Origin of the sequence: Mycobacterium sherrisii (assembly GCF_002102355.1) — a bacterium.
Taxonomy (GTDB): domain Bacteria; phylum Actinomycetota; class Actinomycetes; order Mycobacteriales; family Mycobacteriaceae; genus Mycobacterium; species Mycobacterium sherrisii.
On sequence record NZ_LQPT01000119.1, the window covers coordinates 13,921 to 36,017 of the forward strand.

Annotated in this window: 22 protein-coding genes and 1 pseudogene; 16 read left to right on the forward strand and 7 right to left on the reverse strand. The window is 68.4% G+C overall.

The genetic code is table 11. The features are described 5' to 3' along the window. Window positions 1-8: 8 nt before the first annotated feature. The 3 genes from AWC25_RS24680 to AWC25_RS24690 are packed head-to-tail and all read right to left on the reverse strand — an operon-like array spanning window position 9 to window position 3,466. Complete coding sequence (locus AWC25_RS24680; RefSeq protein ID WP_069402163.1) at window positions 9-1,502, reverse strand: flavin-containing monooxygenase; 1,494 nt, start codon at window positions 1,500-1,502, stop codon at window positions 9-11. 16 nt (window positions 1,503-1,518) lie between these two features. Beyond that, window positions 1,519-2,484, reverse strand: a complete 966-nt coding sequence (locus AWC25_RS24685; RefSeq protein WP_069402162.1) for an alpha/beta hydrolase — start codon at window positions 2,482-2,484, stop codon at window positions 1,519-1,521. Next, on the reverse strand, window positions 2,477-3,466 hold the full coding sequence (locus AWC25_RS24690) for an alpha/beta hydrolase (RefSeq protein WP_069402161.1): 990 nt from the start codon (window positions 3,464-3,466) through the stop codon (window positions 2,477-2,479). The genes AWC25_RS24685 and AWC25_RS24690 overlap by 8 nt, the downstream gene beginning before the upstream one ends. Between AWC25_RS24690 and AWC25_RS24695 the strand changes: the two genes are divergently transcribed. The 3 genes from AWC25_RS24695 (at window position 3,465) to AWC25_RS24705 (ending at window position 6,898) form a co-directional block, all read left to right on the forward strand. Then, entirely contained in the window at window positions 3,465-4,247 is a 783-nt protein-coding gene (locus tag AWC25_RS24695; RefSeq protein ID WP_069402160.1) for a lysoplasmalogenase, read from the forward strand. The genes AWC25_RS24690 and AWC25_RS24695 overlap by 2 nt on opposite strands. Window positions 4,248-4,310: 63 nt before the next feature. Beyond that, window positions 4,311-6,266, forward strand: coding sequence for a primosomal protein N' (locus tag AWC25_RS24700; protein WP_069402179.1), 1,956 nt, complete (start codon window positions 4,311-4,313; stop codon window positions 6,264-6,266). Between the two features lie 149 nt (window positions 6,267-6,415). Continuing rightward, complete coding sequence (locus AWC25_RS24705) at window positions 6,416-6,898, forward strand: MarR family winged helix-turn-helix transcriptional regulator (protein WP_069402159.1); 483 nt, start codon at window positions 6,416-6,418, stop codon at window positions 6,896-6,898. Between the two features lie 15 nt (window positions 6,899-6,913). Here AWC25_RS24705 and AWC25_RS24710 read toward each other — a convergent pair whose 3' ends face one another. Then, window positions 6,914-7,732, reverse strand: a complete 819-nt coding sequence (locus AWC25_RS24710; protein WP_069402158.1) for a class I SAM-dependent methyltransferase — start codon at window positions 7,730-7,732, stop codon at window positions 6,914-6,916. A gap of 291 nt (window positions 7,733-8,023) precedes the next feature. Here AWC25_RS24710 and AWC25_RS24715 point away from each other — a divergent pair, with 291 nt between their 5' ends. Together AWC25_RS24715 and AWC25_RS24720 are read left to right on the forward strand one after the other, a co-directional pair. Next, window positions 8,024-8,491 (forward strand): nuclear transport factor 2 family protein, encoded by a 468-nt coding sequence (locus tag AWC25_RS24715; RefSeq protein ID WP_069402157.1) that lies wholly within the window; start codon window positions 8,024-8,026, stop codon window positions 8,489-8,491. 114 nt (window positions 8,492-8,605) lie between these two features. Next, window positions 8,606-9,445, forward strand: a complete 840-nt coding sequence (locus AWC25_RS24720; RefSeq protein WP_069402156.1) for an MBL fold metallo-hydrolase — start codon at window positions 8,606-8,608, stop codon at window positions 9,443-9,445. Window positions 9,446-9,471: 26 nt separating this feature from the next. Here AWC25_RS24720 and AWC25_RS24725 read toward each other — a convergent pair whose 3' ends face one another. Further along, window positions 9,472-10,425 carry a LysR family transcriptional regulator gene (locus tag AWC25_RS24725; RefSeq protein ID WP_069402155.1) on the reverse strand — a complete coding sequence of 318 codons (954 nt, stop codon included), beginning with the start codon at window positions 10,423-10,425 and terminating at the stop codon, window positions 9,472-9,474. Between the two features lie 127 nt (window positions 10,426-10,552). Between AWC25_RS24725 and AWC25_RS24730 the strand changes: the two genes are divergently transcribed. The 9 genes and pseudogenes from AWC25_RS24730 (at window position 10,553) to ribD (ending at window position 18,690) form a co-directional block, all read left to right on the forward strand. Next, window positions 10,553-11,041, forward strand: coding sequence for a TetR/AcrR family transcriptional regulator (locus tag AWC25_RS24730; protein ID WP_158089786.1), 489 nt, complete (start codon window positions 10,553-10,555; stop codon window positions 11,039-11,041). Between the two features lie 156 nt (window positions 11,042-11,197). Then, entirely contained in the window at window positions 11,198-12,064 is an 867-nt protein-coding gene (locus AWC25_RS24735; RefSeq protein ID WP_085168042.1) for an alpha/beta fold hydrolase, read from the forward strand. A 69-nt stretch (window positions 12,065-12,133) separates the two neighbouring features. After that, window positions 12,134-12,637, forward strand: a pseudogene (locus tag AWC25_RS24740) (PPE family protein); the annotation flags it as partial. Window positions 12,638-12,939: 302 nt separating this feature from the next. Further along, window positions 12,940-13,926 (forward strand): MOSC domain-containing protein, encoded by a 987-nt coding sequence (locus AWC25_RS24745; RefSeq protein ID WP_308204754.1) that lies wholly within the window; start codon window positions 12,940-12,942, stop codon window positions 13,924-13,926. A gap of 30 nt (window positions 13,927-13,956) precedes the next feature. Continuing rightward, window positions 13,957-14,553, forward strand: a complete 597-nt coding sequence (locus AWC25_RS24750; RefSeq protein ID WP_085168044.1) for a carbonic anhydrase — start codon at window positions 13,957-13,959, stop codon at window positions 14,551-14,553. Window positions 14,554-14,644: 91 nt separating this feature from the next. Continuing rightward, on the forward strand, window positions 14,645-15,577 hold the full coding sequence (gene fmt, locus AWC25_RS24755; protein WP_069402150.1) for a methionyl-tRNA formyltransferase: 933 nt from the start codon (window positions 14,645-14,647) through the stop codon (window positions 15,575-15,577). Next, entirely contained in the window at window positions 15,574-16,968 is a 1,395-nt protein-coding gene (locus tag AWC25_RS24760; RefSeq protein WP_069402149.1) for an RsmB/NOP family class I SAM-dependent RNA methyltransferase, read from the forward strand. Before fmt ends, AWC25_RS24760 begins: the two co-directional genes overlap by 4 nt. A 10-nt stretch (window positions 16,969-16,978) precedes the next feature. Next, window positions 16,979-17,668 (forward strand): ribulose-phosphate 3-epimerase, encoded by a 690-nt coding sequence (gene rpe, locus AWC25_RS24765; protein ID WP_069402148.1) that lies wholly within the window; start codon window positions 16,979-16,981, stop codon window positions 17,666-17,668. 32 nt (window positions 17,669-17,700) lie between these two features. Beyond that, window positions 17,701-18,690, forward strand: a complete 990-nt coding sequence (gene ribD, locus AWC25_RS24770; RefSeq protein WP_276048941.1) for a bifunctional diaminohydroxyphosphoribosylaminopyrimidine deaminase/5-amino-6-(5-phosphoribosylamino)uracil reductase RibD — start codon at window positions 17,701-17,703, stop codon at window positions 18,688-18,690. On the opposite strand, the gene AWC25_RS24775 is transcribed toward ribD, so the two are convergent. Together AWC25_RS24775 and AWC25_RS24780 are read right to left on the reverse strand one after the other, a co-directional pair. Next, the gene (locus AWC25_RS24775; protein ID WP_142279051.1) at window positions 18,691-20,238 is read right to left on the reverse strand and encodes an MFS transporter; all 1,548 of its coding nucleotides are present in this window, start codon (window positions 20,236-20,238) and stop codon (window positions 18,691-18,693) included. Window positions 20,239-20,243: 5 nt separating this feature from the next. Next, entirely contained in the window at window positions 20,244-20,948 is a 705-nt protein-coding gene (locus AWC25_RS24780) for an LppX_LprAFG lipoprotein (RefSeq protein ID WP_069402145.1), read from the reverse strand. Between the two features lie 131 nt (window positions 20,949-21,079). Here AWC25_RS24780 and AWC25_RS24785 point away from each other — a divergent pair, with 131 nt between their 5' ends. Together AWC25_RS24785 and AWC25_RS24790 are read left to right on the forward strand one after the other, a co-directional pair. Next, on the forward strand, window positions 21,080-21,688 hold the full coding sequence (locus tag AWC25_RS24785) for a riboflavin synthase (RefSeq protein WP_085168046.1): 609 nt from the start codon (window positions 21,080-21,082) through the stop codon (window positions 21,686-21,688). Continuing rightward, complete coding sequence (locus AWC25_RS24790) at window positions 21,685-21,969, forward strand: hypothetical protein (protein WP_069402143.1); 285 nt, start codon at window positions 21,685-21,687, stop codon at window positions 21,967-21,969. The genes AWC25_RS24785 and AWC25_RS24790 overlap by 4 nt, the downstream gene beginning before the upstream one ends. The last annotated feature ends 128 nt before the right edge of the window (window positions 21,970-22,097 follow it).

Genomic DNA, 22,097 nt, shown 5'->3' on the forward strand with positions numbered 1-22,097 from the left:
CCTGCAGCTTAACGTCTGGTGAAACGGTAGTCGTCGAGGTCGAAACGGCGGCTGCGCCAATGCGCTTCGAGCGTGGTCGACGGACGGAGCGGGACGTCACCGTTCTTGTCGAAGTAGTAGCTGTTGGCCAGTTTGCAACTGTCCTGCCAGAAGATCTGCCGGTGCCGCTTGCGCATCATCTCGGCGAAATAGCGGTCGTTGGCCTGCCGGGTGATCTCGACGCGCGACGCGCCGAGCCGGCGGGCCCGCTTGATGCACCGCACCATGTGGTGGGTCTGCGTCTCGATCAGCGCGAAATACGACGAACCGACGTAGCCGTACGGCCCCATCACGCTGAACATGTTCGGAAAGCCCGGAACGCTGACACCCTCGTAGGCCTGCAGCCGGTGCCGGCTCCAGAATTCGGCGAGAGTCACACCGCCGGTCCCGGTGATCGCGAAGGTCGGCATGCTGTCGGGATCCATCACGTGGAAACCGGTGGCCAGGATCAGCACGTCGATCTCGTGATGCTCGCCGTCGGTGGTGGCCACCGATGCCGGGGTGAGCTTGTCGATCGGTTCGGTGACCAGCCGCACGTTGTCGCGGTTGTAGGTGGCCAGGTATTGGTTGTGGAAACCGGGCCGCTTGCAGCCCACCGCGTACTGCGGGGTGAGCCGCTCGCGCACGTCCGGATCGTCAACCTGCTGGGCCAGGTAGCGGCGACCGGCCTCGCCCATCCGTTTGGCCAGCGGGAACACCGTGAAATACTGCGCGGCGATGGTGAAGGTCAATTCGACGAAGGCCTGACTGAGCAGCCGCTGCACGGCCTGGCCGCCAGGAATCCGCATCGCCCAGCGCGCCGCCGCCGGCAGCGCAACGTCGAACTTGGGGAAGCACCAGATCGGCGTGCGCTGAAATACGGTCAGCCGGTTGGCAATCGGCGCGATCTGCGGGATCACCTGCACGGCCGACGCCCCGGTGCCGATGATGCCGACCCGCTTGCCGGTCAGATCCTGGCCGTGATCCCAGCGGGCGGTGTGCATGGTGACGCCCTCGAACGAGTCCACGCCGGCGATGTCTGGCATTTTCGGCACGGTGAGCACGCCGCTGGCCGAGATCAGAAATCGCGCCGTGATCTGTCCGCCCGGGTCGGTTTCCACGCGCCACAGCGCGAGTTCGTCGTCGAACTCGGCAGCAACGACCTTGGTGCTCAACCGGATTCGCGACCGCAGGCCGTACTTGTCGACGCAGTGTTCGGCGTAAGCCTTCAGCTCTCGGCCCGGCGCGTAGGTGCGTGACCAATGCCGGCTCTGCTCGAAGGAGAACTGGTAGGAAAACGACGGAATATCCACGGCGATACCGGGATAGGTGTTCCAATGCCAGGTGCCGCCGACTCCGTCGCCGGCTTCGATCACCAGGTAGTCATGCAGCCCGGCCTTATCGAGGTTGATCCCGGCGCCGATGCCGGAGAACCCGGCGCCCACGATCACTGTCTCGTAGTCGGGTTTCGACTGCGGGCTCATCGACGGCTCCGTTTCCCTAGGGGTGCAACGCCTTTCGTAGCGCCGTAAGGCCGCGTTCGGTTGCCGCGGCCGCGCTGGGAACCACGGGCGCGAAGCTGACATAGCCGTGCACCAGCGTCGGTTCGTTGCTCAGTTCGGCGGAAACGCCTGCAGCGGCCAGCATCTCGGCATAACGTGCCCCGTCGTCGCGCAGCGGGTCGTGCCCGGCCGTGCCGATGAAGGCCGGCGCCAGACCCGCCAGGCTGGCAGCGTTGGCCGGGGCGAGGGTGATCGGCAGCACCGTGGGGTCGCTGAAGTCGATCTCGGGTGGCAGATACCAGGACAGGAAGGCATCGATGACCTCCCGGTCCAGAATCGGCGCGAAGGCGTTCTCGGTGTGCGACGGCAGCGACAGATCACCCGTTGCGACGGGATACCACAGCAGCTGGAATGCCAGCTGCGGGCCGCCGTGGTCGCGGGCCAGCACCGCCATGACCGCGGCGAGGTTGGCGCCCGCGGAATCGCCGGCGACCGCGATCCGACTCGGGTCACCGCCCAGATCGGCCGCGTGCGCACCGACCCATTGCAGGGCGGCCCAGCAGTCGTTGACTCCGGCGGGATACCGGTGCTCCGGGGCGAGCCGATAGTCCACCGAGACCACGATCGCCTCGGCGCCGACGGCGTGGGCGCGCGCGACGTGGTCGTGGGTGTCCAGGTCGCCCAGACAGAAGCCGCCGCCGTGGTAAAACACCACGACGGGCGAACGGTCGGCGGCGGTGGGCGGCCAGTAGATGCGGGCCGGGATGTCGGTGAGGTCGCCGTGGCCGATCGTGTGCTGCTGGATTCGCAGATCCGGCAGCATCTCCGGCGGCACCTTGAGCAGCTTGAGCCGCTCGCGGGCGAGCTCGACACCGTCGTCGGCGCTGAAGGTCATCGGGAACGCGTCGAGCAACGCCTTGAACGTCGGATCGATCTCCGGTCGGGCGAGGGGGGACTCACTCATCAGTCCACGGTACAACCGGCGATGCTCGGTACAGCGCAGCGCGCAGCGCGCTCAGCCCGCGGTCCAATTCGGCGGTGGCGGCGGGCACCACACCGGCGTAACCGAGATATCCGTGCACCAGGGTTTCGGCGTTGTGCACCTCGGTGGGCACGCCGGCGGCGGCGAGCAGCTGACCGTACCGCAGGCCGTCGTCGCGCAGCGGGTCGTAGCCGGCGACCCCGATATAGGCCGGTGGCAGCCCGGCCAGGTGCGCCGCGCGCCCCGGCGCCATCCCCGCCGGCGGGTGGGACAGGTCCGCATCGCCGGCGTACCAGCGGGAGAACTGCGCGATCGCCTTCGTGTCGAGGATCGGCGCGTCGGCGTTTTCGGTGAACGAGGGCAGCGTCGCGTCCCAGGTCACCGACGGATACCACAGCAGCTGGAAGACCAGCGCCGGGCCGCCTTCGTCGCGGGCCTGCTGTGCGACCGCCGCGGCGATGGTTCCGCCCGCCGAGTCCCCGGCGACGGCGATGCGGGCGGGATCGGCACCGAGTTCGGCACCGTGCGCGGCCACCCACCGCGTCGCGGCCCACGCGTCCTGCACCGCAGCGGGATACGGGTGCTCGGGTGCCAGCCGGTACTCCACCGACACCACGACGGCCCCGGCGCCCACCGCGTGCTGGCGGGCGGTGCCGTCATGGGTGTCCAGGTCGCCGATGACGAACCCGCCGCCGTGGAAGTACACCACGATGGGCAGCGCCGCACCCTCGAGATCGGTTGGCGGCCAATAGATCCGGATGTTGAGGGGACTTGCTGGGCCCTCGATGGTGCGATCCTCGACGCGCAGTTCGGGATGCACCCGCCGGCGCGGCAGGTCGCGAAACCGCTGTCGTGCAGCGTCGATGCCGTCGTCGGTGGATAGCCGGAACGGAACCGCGTCGAGTACCTTCAGCAAGATGGGGTCGATAGGAGGTTTCTCGTCGGCTTTGTCGAAGCGGGGCATGGAGGTACCGTACGCACCCCGGGTGCTGGCGGGCGGCTGGGTGGCGGCCTGTTGGGCGGGCATCGCCTACGGCGTCTACCTGACCGTGGTCGCGGTGCAGTCCGCGCCGGGCACGGCGCTCACCGGACAGTGGGTTCTGCAGCCGCCGTTCAAGGCCTCGATGGCGTTGCTGCTGACGGTGGCCGCGTTCGCCCACCCCATCGTCAGCGAACGGCGCTGGCTGATGCCGGCGCTGTTGCTGTCGGCCACCGGTGACTGGCTGCTGGCCATCCCGTGGTGGACCATGTCGTTCGTGTTGGGGCTGGCGGCGTTCCTGTGCGCGCACCTGTGCTTCATCGGCGCGCTGTCGCCGCTGGTGGTCAGAGGCGTACTGTCGCGGGCCCGCATCGCGGTGATGGTGTTGCTGTCCGTGAGCGCGGTCGGGCTGCTGGTGTGGTTCTGGCCGCATCTGGGTCAGGATCATTTGACGCTTCCGGTGACGGTCTACGTCGTGGTGCTGACCGTGATGGCATGCACGGCGCTGGCGGCGCGGCTGCCGACGATCTGGGTGCCGGTGGGGGCGGTGTGCTTCATGGCATCCGACGCGATGATCGCGATCAGCCGGTTCATCCTGGGCCACGAAGCGTTGGCGGTGCCGATTTGGTGGCTGTACGCGGCGGCCCTGGTCTTGATCACCGCCGGGTTCTTCTTCGGCCGCGACGAGGCCCCCGCAGCGGCCACGACCCCCGCGCCGGCCGAGCGGCCCGCCTCCGGCGATGACGCCAAGCCGGTCGACGGCTGACCCGAGGGCGGCGTGAGCGCGCGTACACCCGTCGAGGTGGAGCCGATCGCCCGCGTGCTGCCGATGCTGTCGGTCCCGCACCTGGATCGCGAATTCGACTACCTGGTTTCGGCCGAGCAGTCCGACGACGCCCAGCCCGGCGTGCGGGTGCGGGTCCGGTTTCACGGCCGGCTGGTCGACGGGTTCGTGCTGGAACGCCGCAACCACACCGACCACGTCGGCCAGTTGGGCTGGTTGGACCGCGTTGTCTCGGCCGAGCCGGTGCTCACCCCGGAGATCCGCCGGCTCGTCGACGCGGTGGCCGCCCGCTACGCCGGCACCCGCCCGGATGTGCTGCGGCTGGCGATCCCGGCGCGGCACGCCAGGGTCGAGCGCGAGGTCGCCCCGGTTCGGTCCGCCGCGCCCGTCGGGCCCGTCGACCCGTGCGGTTGGGAGGCCTATGGCCGCGGTGGGCAGTTCCTGGCCGCGCTGGCCCAATCGCGCGCCGCGCGTGCCGTGTGGCAGGCACTGCCGGGGGAGCAGTGGGCGGACCGGTTCGCCGAGGCCGCCGCGGAAACCGTCCGCGCCGGCCGCGCCGTGCTGGCGATCGTGCCCGATCAGCGCGATCTGGACGCCCTGTGGCTGGCCGCGACCGCCCGGATCGACGCCGACAGCGTGGCGGCGTTGTCGGCGGGGCTGGGCCCGGCCGCCCGGTATCGGCGCTGGTTGTCGGCGCTACGCGGAACGGCGCGGATGGTGATCGGCACCCGCAGCGCGGTTTTCGCGCCGCTGACCGACCTCGGCCTGGTGATGGTGTGGTCGGATGCCGACGACAGCCTGGCCGAGCCGCGCGCGCCGTACCCGCACGCCCGCGAGGTGGCGATGCTGCGCGCGCACCAGGCCCGGTGCGCGGCGCTGATCGGCGGCTACGCCCGCACCGCCGAGGCGCACGCGCTGGTGCGCAGCGGTTGGGCGCACGACATCGTCGCCACCCGGCCGGTGGTGCGCGCCTGCACGCCGCGGGTGGTCGCGCTCGACGACACCGGGTACGCCGACGAACGCGACCCGGCCGCCCGGTCCGCTCGGATTCCGTCGATCGCGCTGCGCGCGGCCCGGTCCGCGCTGCAGGCCGGTGCGCCGGTGCTGGTGCAGGTGCCGCGCCGCGGTTACATCCCCTCGCTGGCATGCGCGCGCTGCCGGACGATCGCCCGCTGCCGGCACTGCACCGGGCCCCTCTCACTGGCCGAGTCGCAGCGGGACGGCGGACCGGGCGCCGTGTGCCGGTGGTGTGGCCGCGGCGAGCCGGTGCTGCGCTGCGCGCGATGCGGGTCGGAGGCGGTGCGCGCGGTGGTCGTGGGGGCCCGGCGCACCGCCGAAGAGCTGGGTCGTGCCTTCGCCGGGACACCCGTCGTCACCTCGGCCGGCGACGCGATCGTGGCCGAGGTCGCCGCCCGGCCCGCCCTGGTGGTCGCCACCCCGGGCGCCGAGCCCCGCGCCGACGGTGGCTACGGGGCGGCGCTGTTGCTGGACACCTGGGCGCTGCTGGGCCGCCAGGACCTGCGGGCCGCCGAGGACACGCTGTGGCGCTGGATGAGCGCCGCGGCGCTGGTGCGTGCCCGCGGTGACGGCGGGGTGGTGACGGTGATCGCCGACTCGGTCATCCCGACCGTGCAGTCGCTGATCCGGTGGGATCCGGTCGGTCACGCCGAGGCGGAGTTGACGGCGCGGGCCGAGGTCGGCCTGCCGCCCGCGGTGCACATGGCCACCATCGACGGGTCGGCCGGCGCGGTGGCCGCCCTGCTCGACGAGGCCCGGCTGCCGACCGGAGCCCAATTGCTCGGCCCCGTCGACCTGCCGCCGGGGGTGCGCCGCCCGCCCGGCACCCCGACCGGGGTGCCGGTGACCCGGATGCTGGTGCGGGTGCCCCGCGAGCAGGGCCTGGAATTGGCGACGAGCCTGCGCCGCGGCGTCGGCGTGGTGAGTGCCCGGCAGACGAATGAACCGGTTCGGGTGCAGATCGACCCGCTACAAATTGGTTAGCGGACCGGCAGTGGACAATCTGCCCCTTGGCCGCGCGGCCGGGCCGGTGCGGCGATAGTATGCATGAGAAATAGTCCCTCCCTACGTCATTCGTGGGCGGTGCACTTTGAACAGTTCAGCCCGTTGCGGGCACGGGAAAGGAACGCTGAATGACCACGGAGAACGCGACGGAAGTCGCCGACTCGCTGGATGTCATCACCGATGCGCTGCTCACCGCCTCCCGGCTGCTGGTCGGCATCTCCGCGCGATCGATTGCCCAGGTCGACGACACCATCACGATGGCGCAGTTTCGCACCCTGGTGATCCTGTCTCATCGGGGCCCAGTGAACCTGGCGACGCTGGCCAATCTGCTGGGGGTGCAGCCGTCGGCCACCGGGCGGATGGTCGATCGGCTGGTCGCCGCCGGCCTGATCGATCGCCTGCCTCACCCGACCTCACGGCGCGAGCTGATCGCCGCCCTGACCAAGCGGGGCCGCGAGGTGGTCCGTCGGGTCACCGCGTACCGGCGGGCCGAGATCGCCGCGATCGTGGAGAAGATGCCGGCGGCTGAGCGTCAGGGCCTGGTGCGGGCCCTGACGGCGTTCACCGCGGCCGGCGGAGAACCCGACGCCTCGATCGACATTGACCTTTAGGGACCTTTAGGGGATTCACCGCCGTTGCGCGGTGACCAACAGGTACTCCCAGCCCATGGTGCCGTCGGCGAGGTATTCCTCGGCGAGTTCGACGAGTTGGGCGTCGAGTTCGGCGGCCAGCACCGTGTCGTGGCCGATGTTTGCGTAGGCCTCGATCGTCGGTCCGTAGTGATTCTTGAAGTACTCGTGAACCGCTGTGGCGCAATCGAATCGGTCGACATTCAGGGTGCCGCGCACCGTCACGATGCTGTGCACCCGCTCGCCCAGCAGCCCGGCGACGTAGCGTTCGCGCCCCCACAGCGCCGCCGGCGGCACGGCCGGCGACAGGCTCGGCCGGTACGGCCGGATGGTGGCCAGCATCCGACCGAAGAATCCTTCCGGGGTCCAGCTGATCAGGCCGATCGTCCCGCCGGACCGGCAGACCCGCACCAGCTCGTCGGCCGCACGTCGGTGGTTCGGGGCAAATTGCACGCCGATCGCCGACATCACCACGTCGAAGGATCCATCGCCGAACGGCAGGGCGTGCGCGTTGGCCTCTCGATAGTCCAGCGTCAGATTCCGCCCGGCGGCCCGCGCCCGGGAGCGCTCCAGCAGCTCCGGTGTGAGGTCGGTGGAGACCACGGCGGCACCGCTCGCGGCCGCGGGCAGCGAGATGTTGCCCGAACCGGCGGCGACGTCGAGCACCCGGACGCCGGGCCCAATTCCGCTGGCGGACAGCAGGATCGGGCCCAATGGTGCCATCACTTCCTCGGCCATCAGGGCGTAGTCGCCCAGTGCCCACAGCGCCCGATGCATGGGTGCGAGCTCCTCGTGCGTGGTGGTGTCGAGCGTCATCAGACCTCCTGATTCGGGGGAGAGGGCACCGGCCAAACCGACCAACTATGCCCTTTAGAAATAGTATGTATCGACAACAATATATGTGGGTAACATTGGCGTGCGCTGATTGCCGGTTGAAAGCCCGCTGGGAACGCGGGCGCTGCGACAAATGATCGGCACTCGCGATGGATCTCATCGCCGTTTGCCCCTTTATCCAGTCGCCGTCCTGGCGCACCCTTGCTGTCGTCAAGCGGATCCCGCCAGGATCCCGCCAGGATCCCGCCAGAATCCCAGGAAGGATGCCAACCGATGAACGAGTCCCGCCCGCCGTTCCCGCCGTACGGCCTATCGACGGCGCTGGCAAAGGTGCAGGCTGCCGAGGATGCATGGAATACCTGCGATCCCCACCGGGTCAGTCTGGCCTACACTCCGGACAGCGTGTGGCGCAACCGCGATCAATTCATTGTCGGTCGGGATCAGATCGTCGACTTTCTCACCGGCAAGTGGAAAAGAGAACTCGACTACGCCCTGCGAAAGAGCTTGTGGGACTTCCGCGGCAACCGGATCGCGGTGCGTTTCCAATACGAGTGCCGCGACGCCGCCGGGCAGTGGTGGCGCAGTTACGGCAACGAGCTGTGGGAGTTCGACGAGAACGGGCTGATGCGCCGGCGCGAGGCGAGCATCAACGACGTAGCCATCGACGAATCCGAGCGCCGGTTTTTCGGACCGCGGCCCGACTGCGACCGTGACTTGAACTACGACATCCCGCTGTGGTGAAGCTGGCCCGGCAAAGGAGTAAGTTTGCCCGACAAGACGACGCGTCTTTACCGGCGAGATCGTGGCGGCAATGAAATCGCGGCGTAGGCAACACAATTCGAGGAGAGTGACGACATGACATCGCTGCAGCTGCCGGCCGGTGAGACAGCGGATTTCACCGAGGGCGACGTCTACTTCATCGGCAACGCCACCACCCTGATCCGCTTTGGCGGGCTGACGATTCTGACCGACCCGGCATTCCTGCACAAGGGCGAGCATGTGTACCTGGGGCACGGTATCTGGGCACGGCGCGAAGTCGAGCCCGCCTGTCAAATCGCTGACCTGCCGCCGATCGACCTGATTGTCCTATCGCACTACCACGGCGATCATTTCGACGACGTCGCTGCCCGGGAGCTCGACAACACGCTGCCCATCGTCTCGACGGCCGACGCGGTGGACAAGCTGAAGGTGCTCGGTTTCGACCGGGGTCATCCTCTCGACACCTGGGAGTCCTTGCAGGTGCATAAGGGCGAAATGACGCTGACCATCACGGCGATGCCGGCCAAGCATGCCGCCGAGGATGCGGTCGAGGAACTCCTCATGCCGGTCAACGGCCACCTGCTCGACTTCAGCAGGGACGGTGAGCTGTTGTACCGGCTGTACATCACGGGCGACACCATGCTCGTCGACAGCCTGGCGGACATCCCTCGCCGCTACCCCGACATCGACCTTGGCCTCATTCATACCGGCGGCACAACCTTTCTCGTCACGGTCGTCACGATGACGGGGGAGCAGGCGGTACGGGCGGTCGAGATTACCAAGCCCCGTACCGCGATCCCGATCCACTACAACGACTTCTCGGTGTTCTTGTCGGGGCTCGACGACTTCCAGAGGGCGGCCGAGGCATCCAGTGCCACAACCGATTTCGTTTACCTAGCGCACGGCGACAGTTACACGTTCAGGCCCTGCGGGTAAGCGCTACCCGTCCTGCAGCGTTGCGGTCAGCACTGGTGGCGCAGGTGGTCGGCCAGTGTCACCCAGCCCTCGGGCACGGCGGTCGTCAGCGCCAGGTGCACGAAACGGCCCACCGCCGCGTTGGCGGCTCGGCTGGGATTCCACTGCAACGTGTAGGGGATGACTTGGGCGGGACACACCGGACGCGTCGGAGTGGTCAATCCGATCGCGGCCATCGACGCGGTGGTCAGGATCCAATCGACCTCGCGCTGCGCCGGCCAGCACCGGGCGAACAAGTCGGTGTCCGCGAGCTCAACCATCGGCGGCGACACCCCCGCTGCTCGCAGGGCCTGCTGATGCGCCCGCGCCCACGCCGGAAAAAGCGCCGCACTGTGGATGCCGAGGCGTTCATCGGCGAGTTCGTCCAGCGCTACCGCATCCCGTCGTGCGTGGGGGTGATCGGGCCTCAGCGCCACCAGCAACGGTTCACCGCAGAACATCTCCCCGACGATCTCCCCCGCGATCTCCCCGAGCATGCCGGGCGGTTCCTCGAACGACCCGCAGGTTAATGCGACATCAACCGAACCATCGGCGATGGCCCGCGCGAGATCCGGTAGCCACAAACGTCGAGTGACCAGGTGCACGTCCGGCGCGGCCCGCTCCAGCGCGGTTGCGAGGTGGGGCGCCAACATGGGCGCCACCGGGGGAGTGATACCCAGGCGGACCGTACCGGCCTGACCGGCGGAGACGCGGTGCACCGCCGCGCAGGCCGATCCCACCTCGTCGAGAATGACCTTCGCCCGACCCAAGAGTTCGCTCCCGGCGCTGGTCAACGTCACCCGCCGGGTGGTACGGGTCATCAGCTGCGCGCCCACCTCGCGCTCCAACCGCCGAACCAGGTCGCTCACCGTCGGCTGGCCCATGTGCAGCTTGCGGGCGGCGCGCCCGAAGTGCAGCTCCGTCGCGACCGCCACGAAGGCTTCCAGCTGGCGCAGCTCCACGGCGATCCACCGTTCTCGTCGGCTCTACCTATCGATAGATAGCTACCCTGATTTACGGCCCGGCGCTAGGGTTGTCAAAACTTATCTACCGGTAGGGAGGGTGATGAAGGACACTGCCGACCGTTTGATGGATCTGGCCGAGGGGCACATCAGCAACGCCGGCTACAATGGCTACAGCTTCCGCGACTTGGCGGCCGAAGCCGGCATCAAAAGCTCCAGTGTTCACCACCACTTCCCCACGAAGGCGGCGCTGACGGTCGCGGTGATGCACCGGTACACCGACAATGTCCTCGCGGCAGTAGCCGCGGCAACGGACGAAGGGGCCGATGTCGTCTCGGCCTACCTTTCGGTGTTCCGAAACGTGTTGCGGACAACCGGACGGATGTGCATGGGCGGGGCGCTCGGCGCCGAAGCCGGCGGTCTCCCGCCGGAGGTTGCACAAGCATCACGCGACTTTTTCAAACGCGTGACCGATGACATCGCGGAACGGCTCACGGGATCGGACCGAAGCTCGCGGGCTTTTCAAATCGTCGCAACCTTGGAAGGTGCGATGATCCTTGTGCGCGCCCTTGGCGATGTCGACGTCTTCGACCAGGCGACCGCGTCGTTGGCTTGATGTCACGCCGGCAAGTCTTGCCCGCGTGACAATTCCAAGTCAACGGTCGCATTGATTCCATCCCTCGATGACAGCGATTGCGCATTGCTGCTTTTTCGCTTCTTGCGCAGACCGCAATATGTAGGCACGCGACCGACGCCTATCCGTGAGGGAACCATGACCGAATTCAGCACCCGCTATCACACTGTGTCCATCGACGGCCTCGACGTCTTCTATCGCGAAGCCGGCGACAGGTCTAAGCCCACATTGCTTCTGCTGCACGGCTTTCCGTCCAGCTCGCACATGTTCCGCAACCTGATCGACTCGCTCGCCGACGCTTTCCACCTGGTTGCGCCCGACCACATCGGTTTCGGTCGTTCCGCGATGCCCTCGGTCAACCAATTCACCTACAGCTTCGACCGGCTGACCGAGATCACCGAAAAGCTGATCACGCACCTGGGACTGGAACGCTTCGCCATCTACATCCATGACTACGGCGCACCGATCGGACTGCGTATCGCAAGCGCACACCCGCAACGCATCACCGCAATCATCACCCAGAGCGGCAACGCCTATATGGAAGGGTTCACGCCCTTTTGGGACAGGCTCTTCGCCCACGCCAAAGACCCTGCGGCCAACGAGGACTCGGTCCGCGAATACTTCACGCTCCACACGACGCACTGGCAATACACCCACGGCGTGCCGGCCGACCGGCTCGACCGCATCGCCCCGGAGACTTGGCTGCTCGACCAGGCGGGCCTGGACCGAAAAGGCGATGACGCCATCCAGTTACAGCTGTTCTGGGACTACCAGTTCAACCTCGACGGTTACCCCAAGTTCCAGGAGTACTTCCGCACTCACCAACCACCGCTGCTGGTGACGTGGGGCAAGAACGACGAAATATTCGGTGCCGCTGGGGCGGAAGCGTTCCGCCGTGACCTGCCCAACGGCGAATTCCACCTGCTCGGCGCCGGGCATTTCGCACTCGAGACCCACGGGGAAGAGATCAGCGGCTACATCCGCGACTTCCTCGGTCGGTTGTAGCTTCATGCACCGACTTTCGCGGGTGGACGGTGTGAGCCGACCACCGGCGAAAGCGGGGAAGTGTCTGCAATGGATTTTGCGGCGTTACCGCCGGAAGTCAACTCTGCCCGCATCTATTCCGGTCCCGGTGCAGGACCGATGCTTTCCGCTGTGACGGCCTGGGATGTGATTGCTGGCGAATTGTATTCCGCGGCAACTGATTACACGTCCGTCGTGACGAGTCTGACGGCGGGTCCGTGGCGCGGGCCGGCCGCGCAGTCGATGGCCGCCGCCGTCACGATCCACATCACGTGGCTCATCGCGACCGCCGGGCGCGCCGAGCGGACCGCGGGCCAAGCACGGGCAGCGGCAACGGCCTTCGGCACGGTTTTCGCGATGACGGTGCCGCCGCAGGTCGTTGCGGCCAACCGCAGTTTGTGGGTGTCCCTGGTCGCCGGCAATGTGCTCGGCCAAAATACGCCGGCGATCGCAACCACCGACGCGGAGTACGCCGAGATGTGGGCGCAGGATGTCACCGCAATGTACGAATATGCCGCGGCATCGGCGCGGGCAGCGACGTTGACACCGTTCGCGCGCTCGAACCGCCTGCCCGGAGATATCACCGCTACGCATTTCATCGGCTGAGCAGGAACCAAGGCGCGCTACCGGACACTGATGTCAGCAAGTGACCCACCCGATCAGCCCGACCGCTTCCAGTCGGGCTGGTATCGACGGCGGCGATCGCCGGACCCCTTTGGTCCGAGCGTGCCTGCTGAAGGGAGCGTTATTCTTCAGAAGGATTGCAGCATGGCGAAGCTGGTCTCGGTGAACGTGGCCAAGCCGAAGACGTTTCTTAGCAGGGACGCACGGTCCACACGGGGATCTGCAAGGCCCCGGTGGCCGGACCGCGCATGGTCCGCCGGCTCAACATCGACGGCGACGGCCAGGGTGACTTAGACGGCCATGGCGGAGAGAACCGCGCCGTGCTGGTGTATCAAGTCGCCTCCTACGACCACTGGGCTGCCGAACTCGGTCGCGACGACCTGAAACCGGGCGCGTTCGGGGAGAACTTCCCCGTCGACGGATTGCCCGACGACGAGGTGTGCATCGGGGATCGTTACCGCATCGGCGACGTGGTCGTCGAAGTCACCCAACCGCGGGTGACGTGTTATCGCGTCGGCATCCGGATCGGTGAACCCCGGATGCCGTCGCTGCTGGTTTCGCATCGGCGCCCCGGGTTCTATTGCCGCGTGCTCACCGAAGGCGAAGTCGAGGCCGGGCAGACCATCGAGAAGATCGCCGCGGGGCCCGAAGGGGTGACGGTCGCCGAAATCGATGCGCTGCTTTACCTGCCGGGCCATCCGCGCGACGCGCTGCAGCGCGCGCAGCGCATCCCGGCGCTGAGTCCCGGATGGAAGTGGTCGTTGCAGCAGCTGCCCGACCAGGGCCCGGGCACGGCCAATTCGACCGGCAACAGCGGCCTGACCGGCAGCAGCGCGCCGCCGCCGGCCTGGCCGGGCTTCCGGCCACTGCGGGTAACCGCCACGCACGACGAAAGCGCCAGCGTGCGCTCGGTGTCGCTGGGTGACACCGAAGGCGAGCCGCTACCGCAATGGTTGCCCGGCCAGTCGATCACGGTGCGCATCCCGGCCGGACCCGATGGGGGGCAACGTCCTGCTGTGCGTGTCCACGCCGGCAGAAAATGTTGTTCTCGATCTCTGAAAAACACAACGAGCGGGACGCGTATTCGTCGTCGACGGCGATCACAGTCATCGGAGATTGCCGCTTGTTCCGCGAGCGGATGTGGGTCAGTGCGGTGGCGACAGGGTACGCGGAAATCTCATTGCCATAAGGCGATTCGTGTAAGGCCGGGTGAGCCATAGGCCGCCGCCGACGGAGGAAGCGAGCAGCACATGCAACGCCGCGATCTAGACCGGTTCGTCTACTCGCAGACTCCCGGATATGTGGAGAGCGACGTGCGGAGGGCTTTCCACGATGCCGTGCCCTTGCGGACGGTGGTCACTTACTGTTACGACCCCCGTGCCGCCGAAATTCCGTTCCGCCTCGCGAAGTTCCTGACCGGCGAGGTCTATCCGGGGGAAGTGATCTACGACCGCGACGGCAAGAAGGCCGGTTCGACCTCGACGACTTTCCCGGTCGTGGTGGCGGGAGGCGGCGCCGTCGACGCCTTGAGATCCATCACCATCGCCCACCACTTGTTCGGCCTGGAGCGGGTGGTGGTCGTGCATCACACCAACTGCGGCACAAGCAGTTTCACCAGTCAGGGACTGCTGGATGCCTATCGGCAGGAGCAGGGTATTGACATCACCGGCGTGTACGAGACACAAAGCCTGGCCATCGATCACCTGATCTGCACGCTGCGCCATGACGTTCAGATCGTGCGGGACTCACCGGCCGTCCCGGCGTCGGTCGACGTGGTCGGCTACGTCTACGACATCGACGCCGACGCATTCGTCGGTGACGTTGCCGTCACGGCCGCAGGGGCGTGAGCGATCCGCTGTCGGGGCGCGCGACACCGTCCGGGCGTCGGAAGCCAGACGTTGCCGACACCGACGATCTCGTCCTTCCTAGACTGTCTGGGTGCGTCTAGTCTTCGCCGGAACCCCCGAGCCGGCGCTGCCCGCGTTGCGCCGCCTCATCGACTCGCCCCGCCACGACGTGGCTGCCGTGCTGACCCGGCCGGATGCCGCCTCCGGGCGGCGCGGCAAGCCCGAGCCGTCGCCGGTGGCCCGCGAGGCGCTCGACCGCGGCATCCCGGTGCTGCGGCCATCGCGGCCGAACTCGCCGGAGTTCGTCGCCGAGCTGGCCGAGTTCGCGCCGGACTGCTGCCCGGTGGTGGCCTACGGTGCGCTGCTGCGCGATGGGTTGCTCGCGGTGCCGCCGCACGGTTGGATCAACTTGCATTTCTCGCTGTTGCCGGCGTGGCGGGGGGCGGCGCCGGTCCAGGCCGCCATCGCCGCGGGCGACGCGATCACCGGGGCGACGACGTTTCGGATCGAGCCCAGCCTCGACTCCGGACCGGTCTACGGCGTCGTCACCGAGACCATCCAGGCCACCGACACCGCCGGCGATCTGCTTGAGCGACTTGCCGTTTCGGGCGCCGCACTGCTGTCGGCCACGCTGGATGGCATCGAGGACGGCACCCTGACGCCGCAACCGCAACCGGCCGACGGTGTCAGCATCGCGCCGAAGATCACCGTCGAGGAAGCCCGGGTGCGCTGGGACCTGCCGGCGCCGGCGGTGGAGCGGCGGATCCGCGCGGTCACCCCCAATCCCGGAGCGTGGACGATGATCGGGGAGCTGCGGGTCAAGGTGGGGCCGGTGCACATCGACACCGAGGCCCCGGAGTCGTTGCCACCCGGCGTCATTCAGGTCGATCGCAACTGCGTGCGCATCGGCACCGGGTCGGAACCGGTGCGGCTGAACAAGATTCAGCCGCCCGGCAAGAAACTCATGGACGCTGTCGACTGGGCGCGTGGGGCGCGCCTGGACGCAGACGCACGGGCATCATGAGCCCGGCTCCCAACCAGCGCCGGCCCGCCCGGCCGCGGCGGCGCAAGCCGCTGGATCCGGCCAGGGCCGCCACGTTCGAGGTGCTGCGCGCCGTCAGCGAGCGGGACGCGTACGCGAACCTCGCGCTGCCGGCGCTGCTGCGCGAGCGCGGCATCAGCGGGCGCGACGCGGCCTTCGCCACCGAGCTGACCTACGGCACCTGCCGTACCCGGGGGCTGCTCGACGCGGTCATCGGCGCTGCCGCCGGGCGGCCGCCGGAGTCGATCAACCCGGTGCTGCTCGACCTGCTCCGGATGGGGACCTACCAACTGCTGCGCACCCGCGTCGACGCGCACGCCGCGGTGTCCACCACCGTGGAACAGGCCGGGCTCGAATTCGATTCGGCGCGCGCGGGTTTCGTGAACGGCGTGCTGCGCACCATCGCCGGGCGGGACGAGAAATCCTGGTTGGACGAGCTGGCCCCCGACCCGGCGCGCGACCCGATCGGGCACGCCGCGTTCGTGCATGCCCACCCCCGCTGGATCGCCCAGGCCTTCGCCGACGCGCTGGGCGCGGACGCCGCCGACCTCGACGCCGTGCTGGCCAGCGACGACGAGCGGCCGCAGGTGCACCTGGCGGCCCGCCCGGGCGTGCTGAGTGCGGTGGGGCTCGCCGAGGCCGTCGGGGGCACCATCGGCCGCTACTCGCCGTACGCCGTGTACCTGCCGGGCGGTGATCCCGGCCGGCTGGCGCCCGTGCGCGACGGCCAGGCGTTGGTGCAGGACGAGGGCAGCCAGTTGGTGGCCCGCGCGCTCACCCTGGCGCCGGTCGACGGCGACACCGGGCGCTGGCTCGATTTGTGCGCCGGGCCGGGCGGGAAGACCGCGCTGCTGGCCGCGGTGGCCGCCGAGCGCGGTGCGCGGGTTACCGCGGTCGAACCGTCGCAGGGCCGCGCGGACCTGGTGACCGCGAACACCCGCGGGCTGGACGTCGACGTGCGCCGGGTCGACGGGCGGGCCAGCGGTCTCGAGCCCGGTTTCGACCGGGTGCTGGTCGACGTGCCGTGCACCGGGCTGGGGGCGCTGCGCCGGCGACCCGAGGCGCGCTGGCGCCGTCAGCCCTCCGACGTGCCGGCGTTGGCGAAGCTGCAGCGCGAGCTGCTGGCCGCCGCGATCGCGCTGACCCGGCCCGGCGGTGTGGTGCTGTATTCGACGTGCTCGCCGCATCTGGCGGAGACCATAGGGGTGGTGGCCGACGCGCAGCGCCGCCATCCGGTGTCCGCGTTGGATGCCCGGCCGCTCTTCGAGCCGGCGGAGTCCGGTGACGGGCCCCACGTGCAGCTGTGGCCTCACCGGCACGGCACCGATGCGATGTTCGGAGCGGCGCTGCGCCGTCTCGACGACCCTCAGTAGTCTGGCGCACATGGCTGGCAGCACCGGAGGACCCCTGATAGCGCCGTCGATCCTGGCCGCCGATTTCGCTCGGCTCGCCGACGAGGCGGCCGCCGTGCGGGGCGCCGATTGGCTGCACGTCGACGTCATGGACGGGCACTTCGTGCCCAATCTGACCATCGGTCTGCCGGTGGTGCAGGCCCTGCTGGCCGCCACGCGCATTCCGATGGACTGCCACTTGATGATCGACAACCCCGACCGCTGGGCGCCGCCCTACGCCGAGGCGGGCGCCTACAACGTCACGTTCCACGCCGAGGCAACCGACAACCCGGTCGGGGTGGCCCGCGACATCCGCGCTGCCGGCGCCAAGGCGGGCATCAGCGTCAAGCCGGGCACCCCGCTGGAGCCGTACCTGGAAATCCTGCCGCACTTCGACACCCTGCTGATCATGTCGGTCGAGCCCGGCTTCGGCGGCCAGAGTTTCATCCCGGAGGTGCTCAGCAAGGTCCGCACCGCCCGCAAGCTGGTCGACGCCGGGGAGTTGACCATCCTGGTCGAGATCGACGGCGGCATCAACGCGGACACCATCGAGCAGGCGGCCGAGGCCGGCGTCGACTGCTTCGTCGCGGGTTCCGCGGTCTACGGCGCCGAGAACCCCGAGGCGGCGGTGCAGGCACTCCGGCGCCAGGCCCGCGCCGCGTCGCCGCACCTGCGCCGGTGAGCGGTCAACCCGTCGAAAGTCTCGACGCCGCAATGCGTTTGGCGATCGAGCAGTCCAACTTGGTCAAGGGTCACACCTATCCGAACCCGCCGGTCGGGGCGGTGATCCTCGACGCCGGCGGCCAGGTCGTGGGCGTCGGCGGCACCGAGCCCGCCGGGGGAGACCACGCCGAGGTGCTGGCGCTGCGCCGCGCGGGAAGCCTGGCGGCCGGTGGGACCGCGGTGGTCACCCTCGAGCCGTGCAACCACTACGGCAAAACGCCGCCCTGTGTGGACGCGCTGCTCGCGGCCGGCGTCGCGACCGTCGTCTATGCCGTCACCGATCCGAACGAGATCGCGGCCGGCGGCGCGGCCCGGCTCGCCGCGGCGGGGGTGACCGTGCAGCCCGGCGTGCTGGCCGACGACGTCGCCGGCGGCCCGTTGCGGGAATGGCTGCACAAACAACGAACCGGCTCGCCGCACGTCACCTGGAAGTACGCCAGCAGCCTCGACGGCCGCAGCGCCGCCGCCGACGGCACCAGCCAGTGGATCTCCAGCGAGGCCTCCCGGCACGACCTGCACCGCCGCCGTGCCGCCGCCGACGCGATTATCGTCGGCACCGGCACCGTGCTGACCGACGATCCCGCGTTGACCGCCCGACTGCCCGACGGATCCCTGGCGGACAAGCAGCCACTGCGCGTAGTGGTCGGCACCCGTGAAATACCGCCCGAGGCAAAGGTTCTCAACGACGATTCGCGCACCATGGTGATCCGCACCCGCGACCCGATGGAGGTGCTCAAGGCGTTGTCGGACCGCACCGACATCCTGCTGGAGGGCGGTCCGACGCTGGCCAGTGCGTTCCTGCGGGAGGGCGCCATCGATCGGATCCTGACCTACGTCGCACCGATCCTGGTGGGCGGGCCCGTCACCGCCGTCGACGACGTCGGCGTGCCGACGATCGCGCGGGCACTGCGGTGGCGCTTCGACGGCGCCGACCGGATCGGCCCGGATCTGTTGCTGAGCCTGGTGCCGCAGAGCGGCTGACTATCGCTCGCCCAGCGCGACGGTCTCCTGCTCGGGCAAAGCGGGTTCCTCGGCGTGATGCTTGCGGCTGCCGAGCAGCAGGCCCAGCAGCGCGCCCACCACGCAGATCACGACGGTGGCCGCGAAGATGTCACCGTACATCATGGCGAACGCCTTCAGATACAGCGTGGCCTGGGCCGCGACCCGCTCGAACAGGGTGGCATCCGGCGAGATCTTCGCCGTCAGCCCCGCGATGATCTGGTTGAAGCGGTACAAGCCCCAGGCACTTAGCGCCGCAACACCGATCAGCATGCCCGTCATCCGGGCCACTACCACCGCCGCGGACGCGATGCCATGCTGAGCCGACGGAACCACCCGCAGGGCGGCCGAGGTCAGCGGCCCGATCACCAGGCCGAGTCCCAGGCCCGCCACCAGCAGATCGGTGTGGACCAGGGGCAGGCTGACGCCGAAAATGTCGTGATGCTGGCTCATCACGTCCATGCGCCAGTAGTGGATCAGCCAATAGCCGTATGCCGCGATCAGCAGCCCGATGAACGTCATCGCGCGGTCGCCGATGCGGGTCGCGATGAACCCGCCCAGCACCGCCCCGATCGGCAGCGCGATCAAAAACCACAGCAGCAACCCGGCCGCGGCCGTCTGGTCCATCTGCAGCACGCCCTGACCGAACAGCTCGACGTTGACCAGCGTCACCATCAGCGCCGCGCCCGCGCACACCGAGGCGCCCAGCGCAGACAAAAACGGCCGGAAGTGCACGCCGGTGGGGTCGATGAGCCGGGTGCGGGCGAAGCGCTCCCACAGGATGAACACCACGCCCACCACGACGGCACCGATCACCAGCGGCAGTCCGTAGCTCGGCAGGATCGTCTTGCCGTCGGGCTGCGGGTTGTACAGCCCGATGACCGCCAGCCCCAAAGCGATGGCCAGCAGCACGCCGCCGACGACGTCGACCCGTTCGGGTTCGTCGACCTGCTGGTGTGACGGCAGGCTGAACTGGATCGCCACCATGGCGATCAACGTCAGCGGAACGTTGATCCAGAACACGTACTGCCATTCGTGGAAAACCCAGACGATGAAAATTCCGTACAACGGACCCAGCACGCTGCCGAGCTCCTGGGCGGCACCGATGCCACCCAGCACGCTGGCGCGGTTGCGCTGCGCCCACAAGTCCGCGCCCAACGCCAACGTCACCGGCAGCAGTGCCCCGCTGGCGATGCCCTGCACGGTGCGCCCGGCGATCAGCAGATGGAAGTCGCCCCAATGTCCGGCCAGCGCGGTGATCACCGAGCCGATGATGAACAGCGCCAGGCTGACCTGCAGCACCAGTTTGCGGCCGAAGCGGTCGGACGCCCGGCCCAGCAGCGGCATCGCGGCGATGTAGCCCAGCAGGTACATCGTGATGATCCAGGTGATGCGCTGCAGCTGATTGATCGGGATGTGAACGTCGCTCATGATGTCGCGCATGATCGTCACGACGACATAAGCGTCCAGGGCGCCCAGCAGCACGGCGAGGCTGCCGGCGCTGATCGCGATTCCGCGTCCTGCTCGCATGCTCATCAGCTCACCGGGGGCTTGGTGACGGTGACCGGCTTGCCCCAGTCAGACAGCGTCACCTGAACCGAATTGCCTTGGCTCTTCTGCAGGTTGGCCTGGACCAGCTGGTGGTCACCGGTCTCTTGAATCCAGACCGTGGCGGGCAGGGGCTGCGTCGCGTTGAGCGACGGGATGATCTTGTTCACCGCGTCCGGGGCGACGTTCCCGCTGATCTTGATCGTGGTCTGGCCGTTGATCGTCTCGCGGTCCTCGGCCTTGGCGTTGGTGAAGTTCGCCAACACATTGGCCAGGCCGTTGTCGGGGCTCAGCAGCACGGACACGTCGTAGACGTCGGACGCCTTGCCGAAGTCGCTCCACTTGTTGGGCGTCAGCGTGGCGTACAGCACCGAGTCGTAGACGACGAAGTTGGCGTCGATGTCCGAACCCGCCATCGACAGCTGCGCGTTGCCCGAGGCGGCGGTGCTGGGCGTGGTGGTCAGGTCGCCGGTCAGCTTCTTGATCGGCAGCCCGGGAATCTTGCCCTCGGTCGACAGCACCAGATGCACGCTCTTGACGGTCTTGGTGGTGTCGGCGGATTGCTTGACCAGAGCCGTGGCGTCGGGCAAGGGGCCGCCGCTGTTCTTCGAACCCGACGAGCAACCGGCGATCAAAGCGGTGACAACGGTCAGGGAAGCGAGGACGGCCGTAAGTCGGCGGCGTGTCTGCATACCGTGCATCGTAGAGGGTCTTGTTGACCGGCCTCCGAAACGCCAGGGCTCGCCGGCCCCTCGCGGCGGCCCTCGGGTCGCGTAATCGTGGCCGCTCACCAGGCAAAGCGCCGGCGAATTAGCCTGGTGGAATGTTCACCGGAATTGTCGAGGAACTCGGAGAGGTGACCGGCCGGGATGTCCTCACCGATGCAGCGCGCCTGACCATCCGCGGGCCCGTCGTCACCGCCGACGCCGGCCATGGCGATTCGATCGCCGTCAACGGGGTGTGCCTGACGGTCGTCGAGCTACTCGCCGACGGCCAGTTCACCGCCGACGTGATGGCCGAAACCCTGGACCGGTCCAACTTGGGCGCGCTGGACGTCGGGAAGCGGGTCAACCTGGAGCGTGCCGCCGCGGTCAACAGCCGGCTCGGCGGCCACATCGTGCAGGGGCACGTGGACGGCACCGGGCACGTGGTGTCCCGTACCCCGTCGGAGCACTGGGAGGTGGTGCGCATCGAGATTCCGTCGTCGATCGCCCGCTATGTCGTCGAGAAGGGGTCGATCACGGTCGACGGGATTTCGCTGACGATCTCCGGCCTGGGCACCGAACCCCGGGACTGGTTCGAGGTCTCCCTGATCCCGACCACTCGGGAAGTGACCACGCTGGGGCACGCCCCGGTCGGTACCCGGGTGAACCTCGAAGTCGACGTGATCGCCAAATATGTCGAACGGCTGATGACCGCGCGGGGCCAATGAGGGTCACCGCGGTGCTCGTGGCCGGCGCCCTGACGGGGATCGCGGCGCTGGCCGGCTTCCTTTTCGTGGGTATCGCGGCCGCCGACGCCACCGAAGAGAAGGAAGCCTGCCAGCTGATGGACGATCCGGCGGGTCACGACGCGGGCTATCAACCCGCCGAGTACGCGTTCATGGTGCTGCGCGCAAAGATGTCGGCCGCCGACGCACGCAACGTGATCTCCCTGGCGGCGCAGGACTTTTGCCCGAATCACATCATCGATCTGCCGGCTAGCTGGCGGTAGCGGCCCCGAATCTCGCCCCGCGACCACCGCGCGCAAGATCACAGTTTCATAACGATAGTCACAATCGCACTACACCATGGCGACACGCCTGTTCTAAATCCCCACGCAGCCCTTCGCAGGTCCATACT

Excerpts from the sequence above, each read along its gene's own strand:
- AWC25_RS24680 (WP_069402163.1), bottom strand. The coding sequence starts at position 1,502 with ATGAGCCCGCAGTCGAAACCCGACTACGAGACAGTGATCGTGGGCGCC.
- AWC25_RS24685 (WP_069402162.1), bottom strand. The coding sequence starts at position 2,484 with ATGAGTGAGTCCCCCCTCGCCCGACCGGAGATCGATCCGACGTTCAAG.
- AWC25_RS24695 (WP_069402160.1), top strand. The coding sequence starts at position 3,465 with ATGGAGGTACCGTACGCACCCCGGGTGCTGGCGGGCGGCTGGGTGGCG.
- AWC25_RS24690 (WP_069402161.1), bottom strand. The coding sequence starts at position 3,466 with ATGCCCCGCTTCGACAAAGCCGACGAGAAACCTCCTATCGACCCCATC.
- AWC25_RS24700 (WP_069402179.1), top strand. The coding sequence starts at position 4,311 with ATGCTGTCGGTCCCGCACCTGGATCGCGAATTCGACTACCTGGTTTCG.
- AWC25_RS24705 (WP_069402159.1), top strand. The coding sequence starts at position 6,416 with ATGACCACGGAGAACGCGACGGAAGTCGCCGACTCGCTGGATGTCATC.
- AWC25_RS24710 (WP_069402158.1), bottom strand. The coding sequence starts at position 7,732 with ATGACGCTCGACACCACCACGCACGAGGAGCTCGCACCCATGCATCGG.
- AWC25_RS24715 (WP_069402157.1), top strand. The coding sequence starts at position 8,024 with ATGAACGAGTCCCGCCCGCCGTTCCCGCCGTACGGCCTATCGACGGCG.
- AWC25_RS24720 (WP_069402156.1), top strand. The coding sequence starts at position 8,606 with ATGACATCGCTGCAGCTGCCGGCCGGTGAGACAGCGGATTTCACCGAG.
- AWC25_RS24730 (WP_158089786.1), top strand. The coding sequence starts at position 10,553 with ATGGATCTGGCCGAGGGGCACATCAGCAACGCCGGCTACAATGGCTAC.
- AWC25_RS24735 (WP_085168042.1), top strand. The coding sequence starts at position 11,198 with ATGACCGAATTCAGCACCCGCTATCACACTGTGTCCATCGACGGCCTC.
- AWC25_RS24750 (WP_085168044.1), top strand. The coding sequence starts at position 13,957 with ATGCAACGCCGCGATCTAGACCGGTTCGTCTACTCGCAGACTCCCGGA.
- AWC25_RS24760 (WP_069402149.1), top strand. The coding sequence starts at position 15,574 with ATGAGCCCGGCTCCCAACCAGCGCCGGCCCGCCCGGCCGCGGCGGCGC.
- rpe (WP_069402148.1), top strand. The coding sequence starts at position 16,979 with ATGGCTGGCAGCACCGGAGGACCCCTGATAGCGCCGTCGATCCTGGCC.
- ribD (WP_276048941.1), top strand. The coding sequence starts at position 17,701 with ATGCGTTTGGCGATCGAGCAGTCCAACTTGGTCAAGGGTCACACCTAT.
- AWC25_RS24775 (WP_142279051.1), bottom strand. The coding sequence starts at position 20,238 with ATGCGAGCAGGACGCGGAATCGCGATCAGCGCCGGCAGCCTCGCCGTG.
- AWC25_RS24780 (WP_069402145.1), bottom strand. The coding sequence starts at position 20,948 with ATGCAGACACGCCGCCGACTTACGGCCGTCCTCGCTTCCCTGACCGTT.
- AWC25_RS24785 (WP_085168046.1), top strand. The coding sequence starts at position 21,080 with ATGTTCACCGGAATTGTCGAGGAACTCGGAGAGGTGACCGGCCGGGAT.
- AWC25_RS24790 (WP_069402143.1), top strand. The coding sequence starts at position 21,685 with ATGAGGGTCACCGCGGTGCTCGTGGCCGGCGCCCTGACGGGGATCGCG.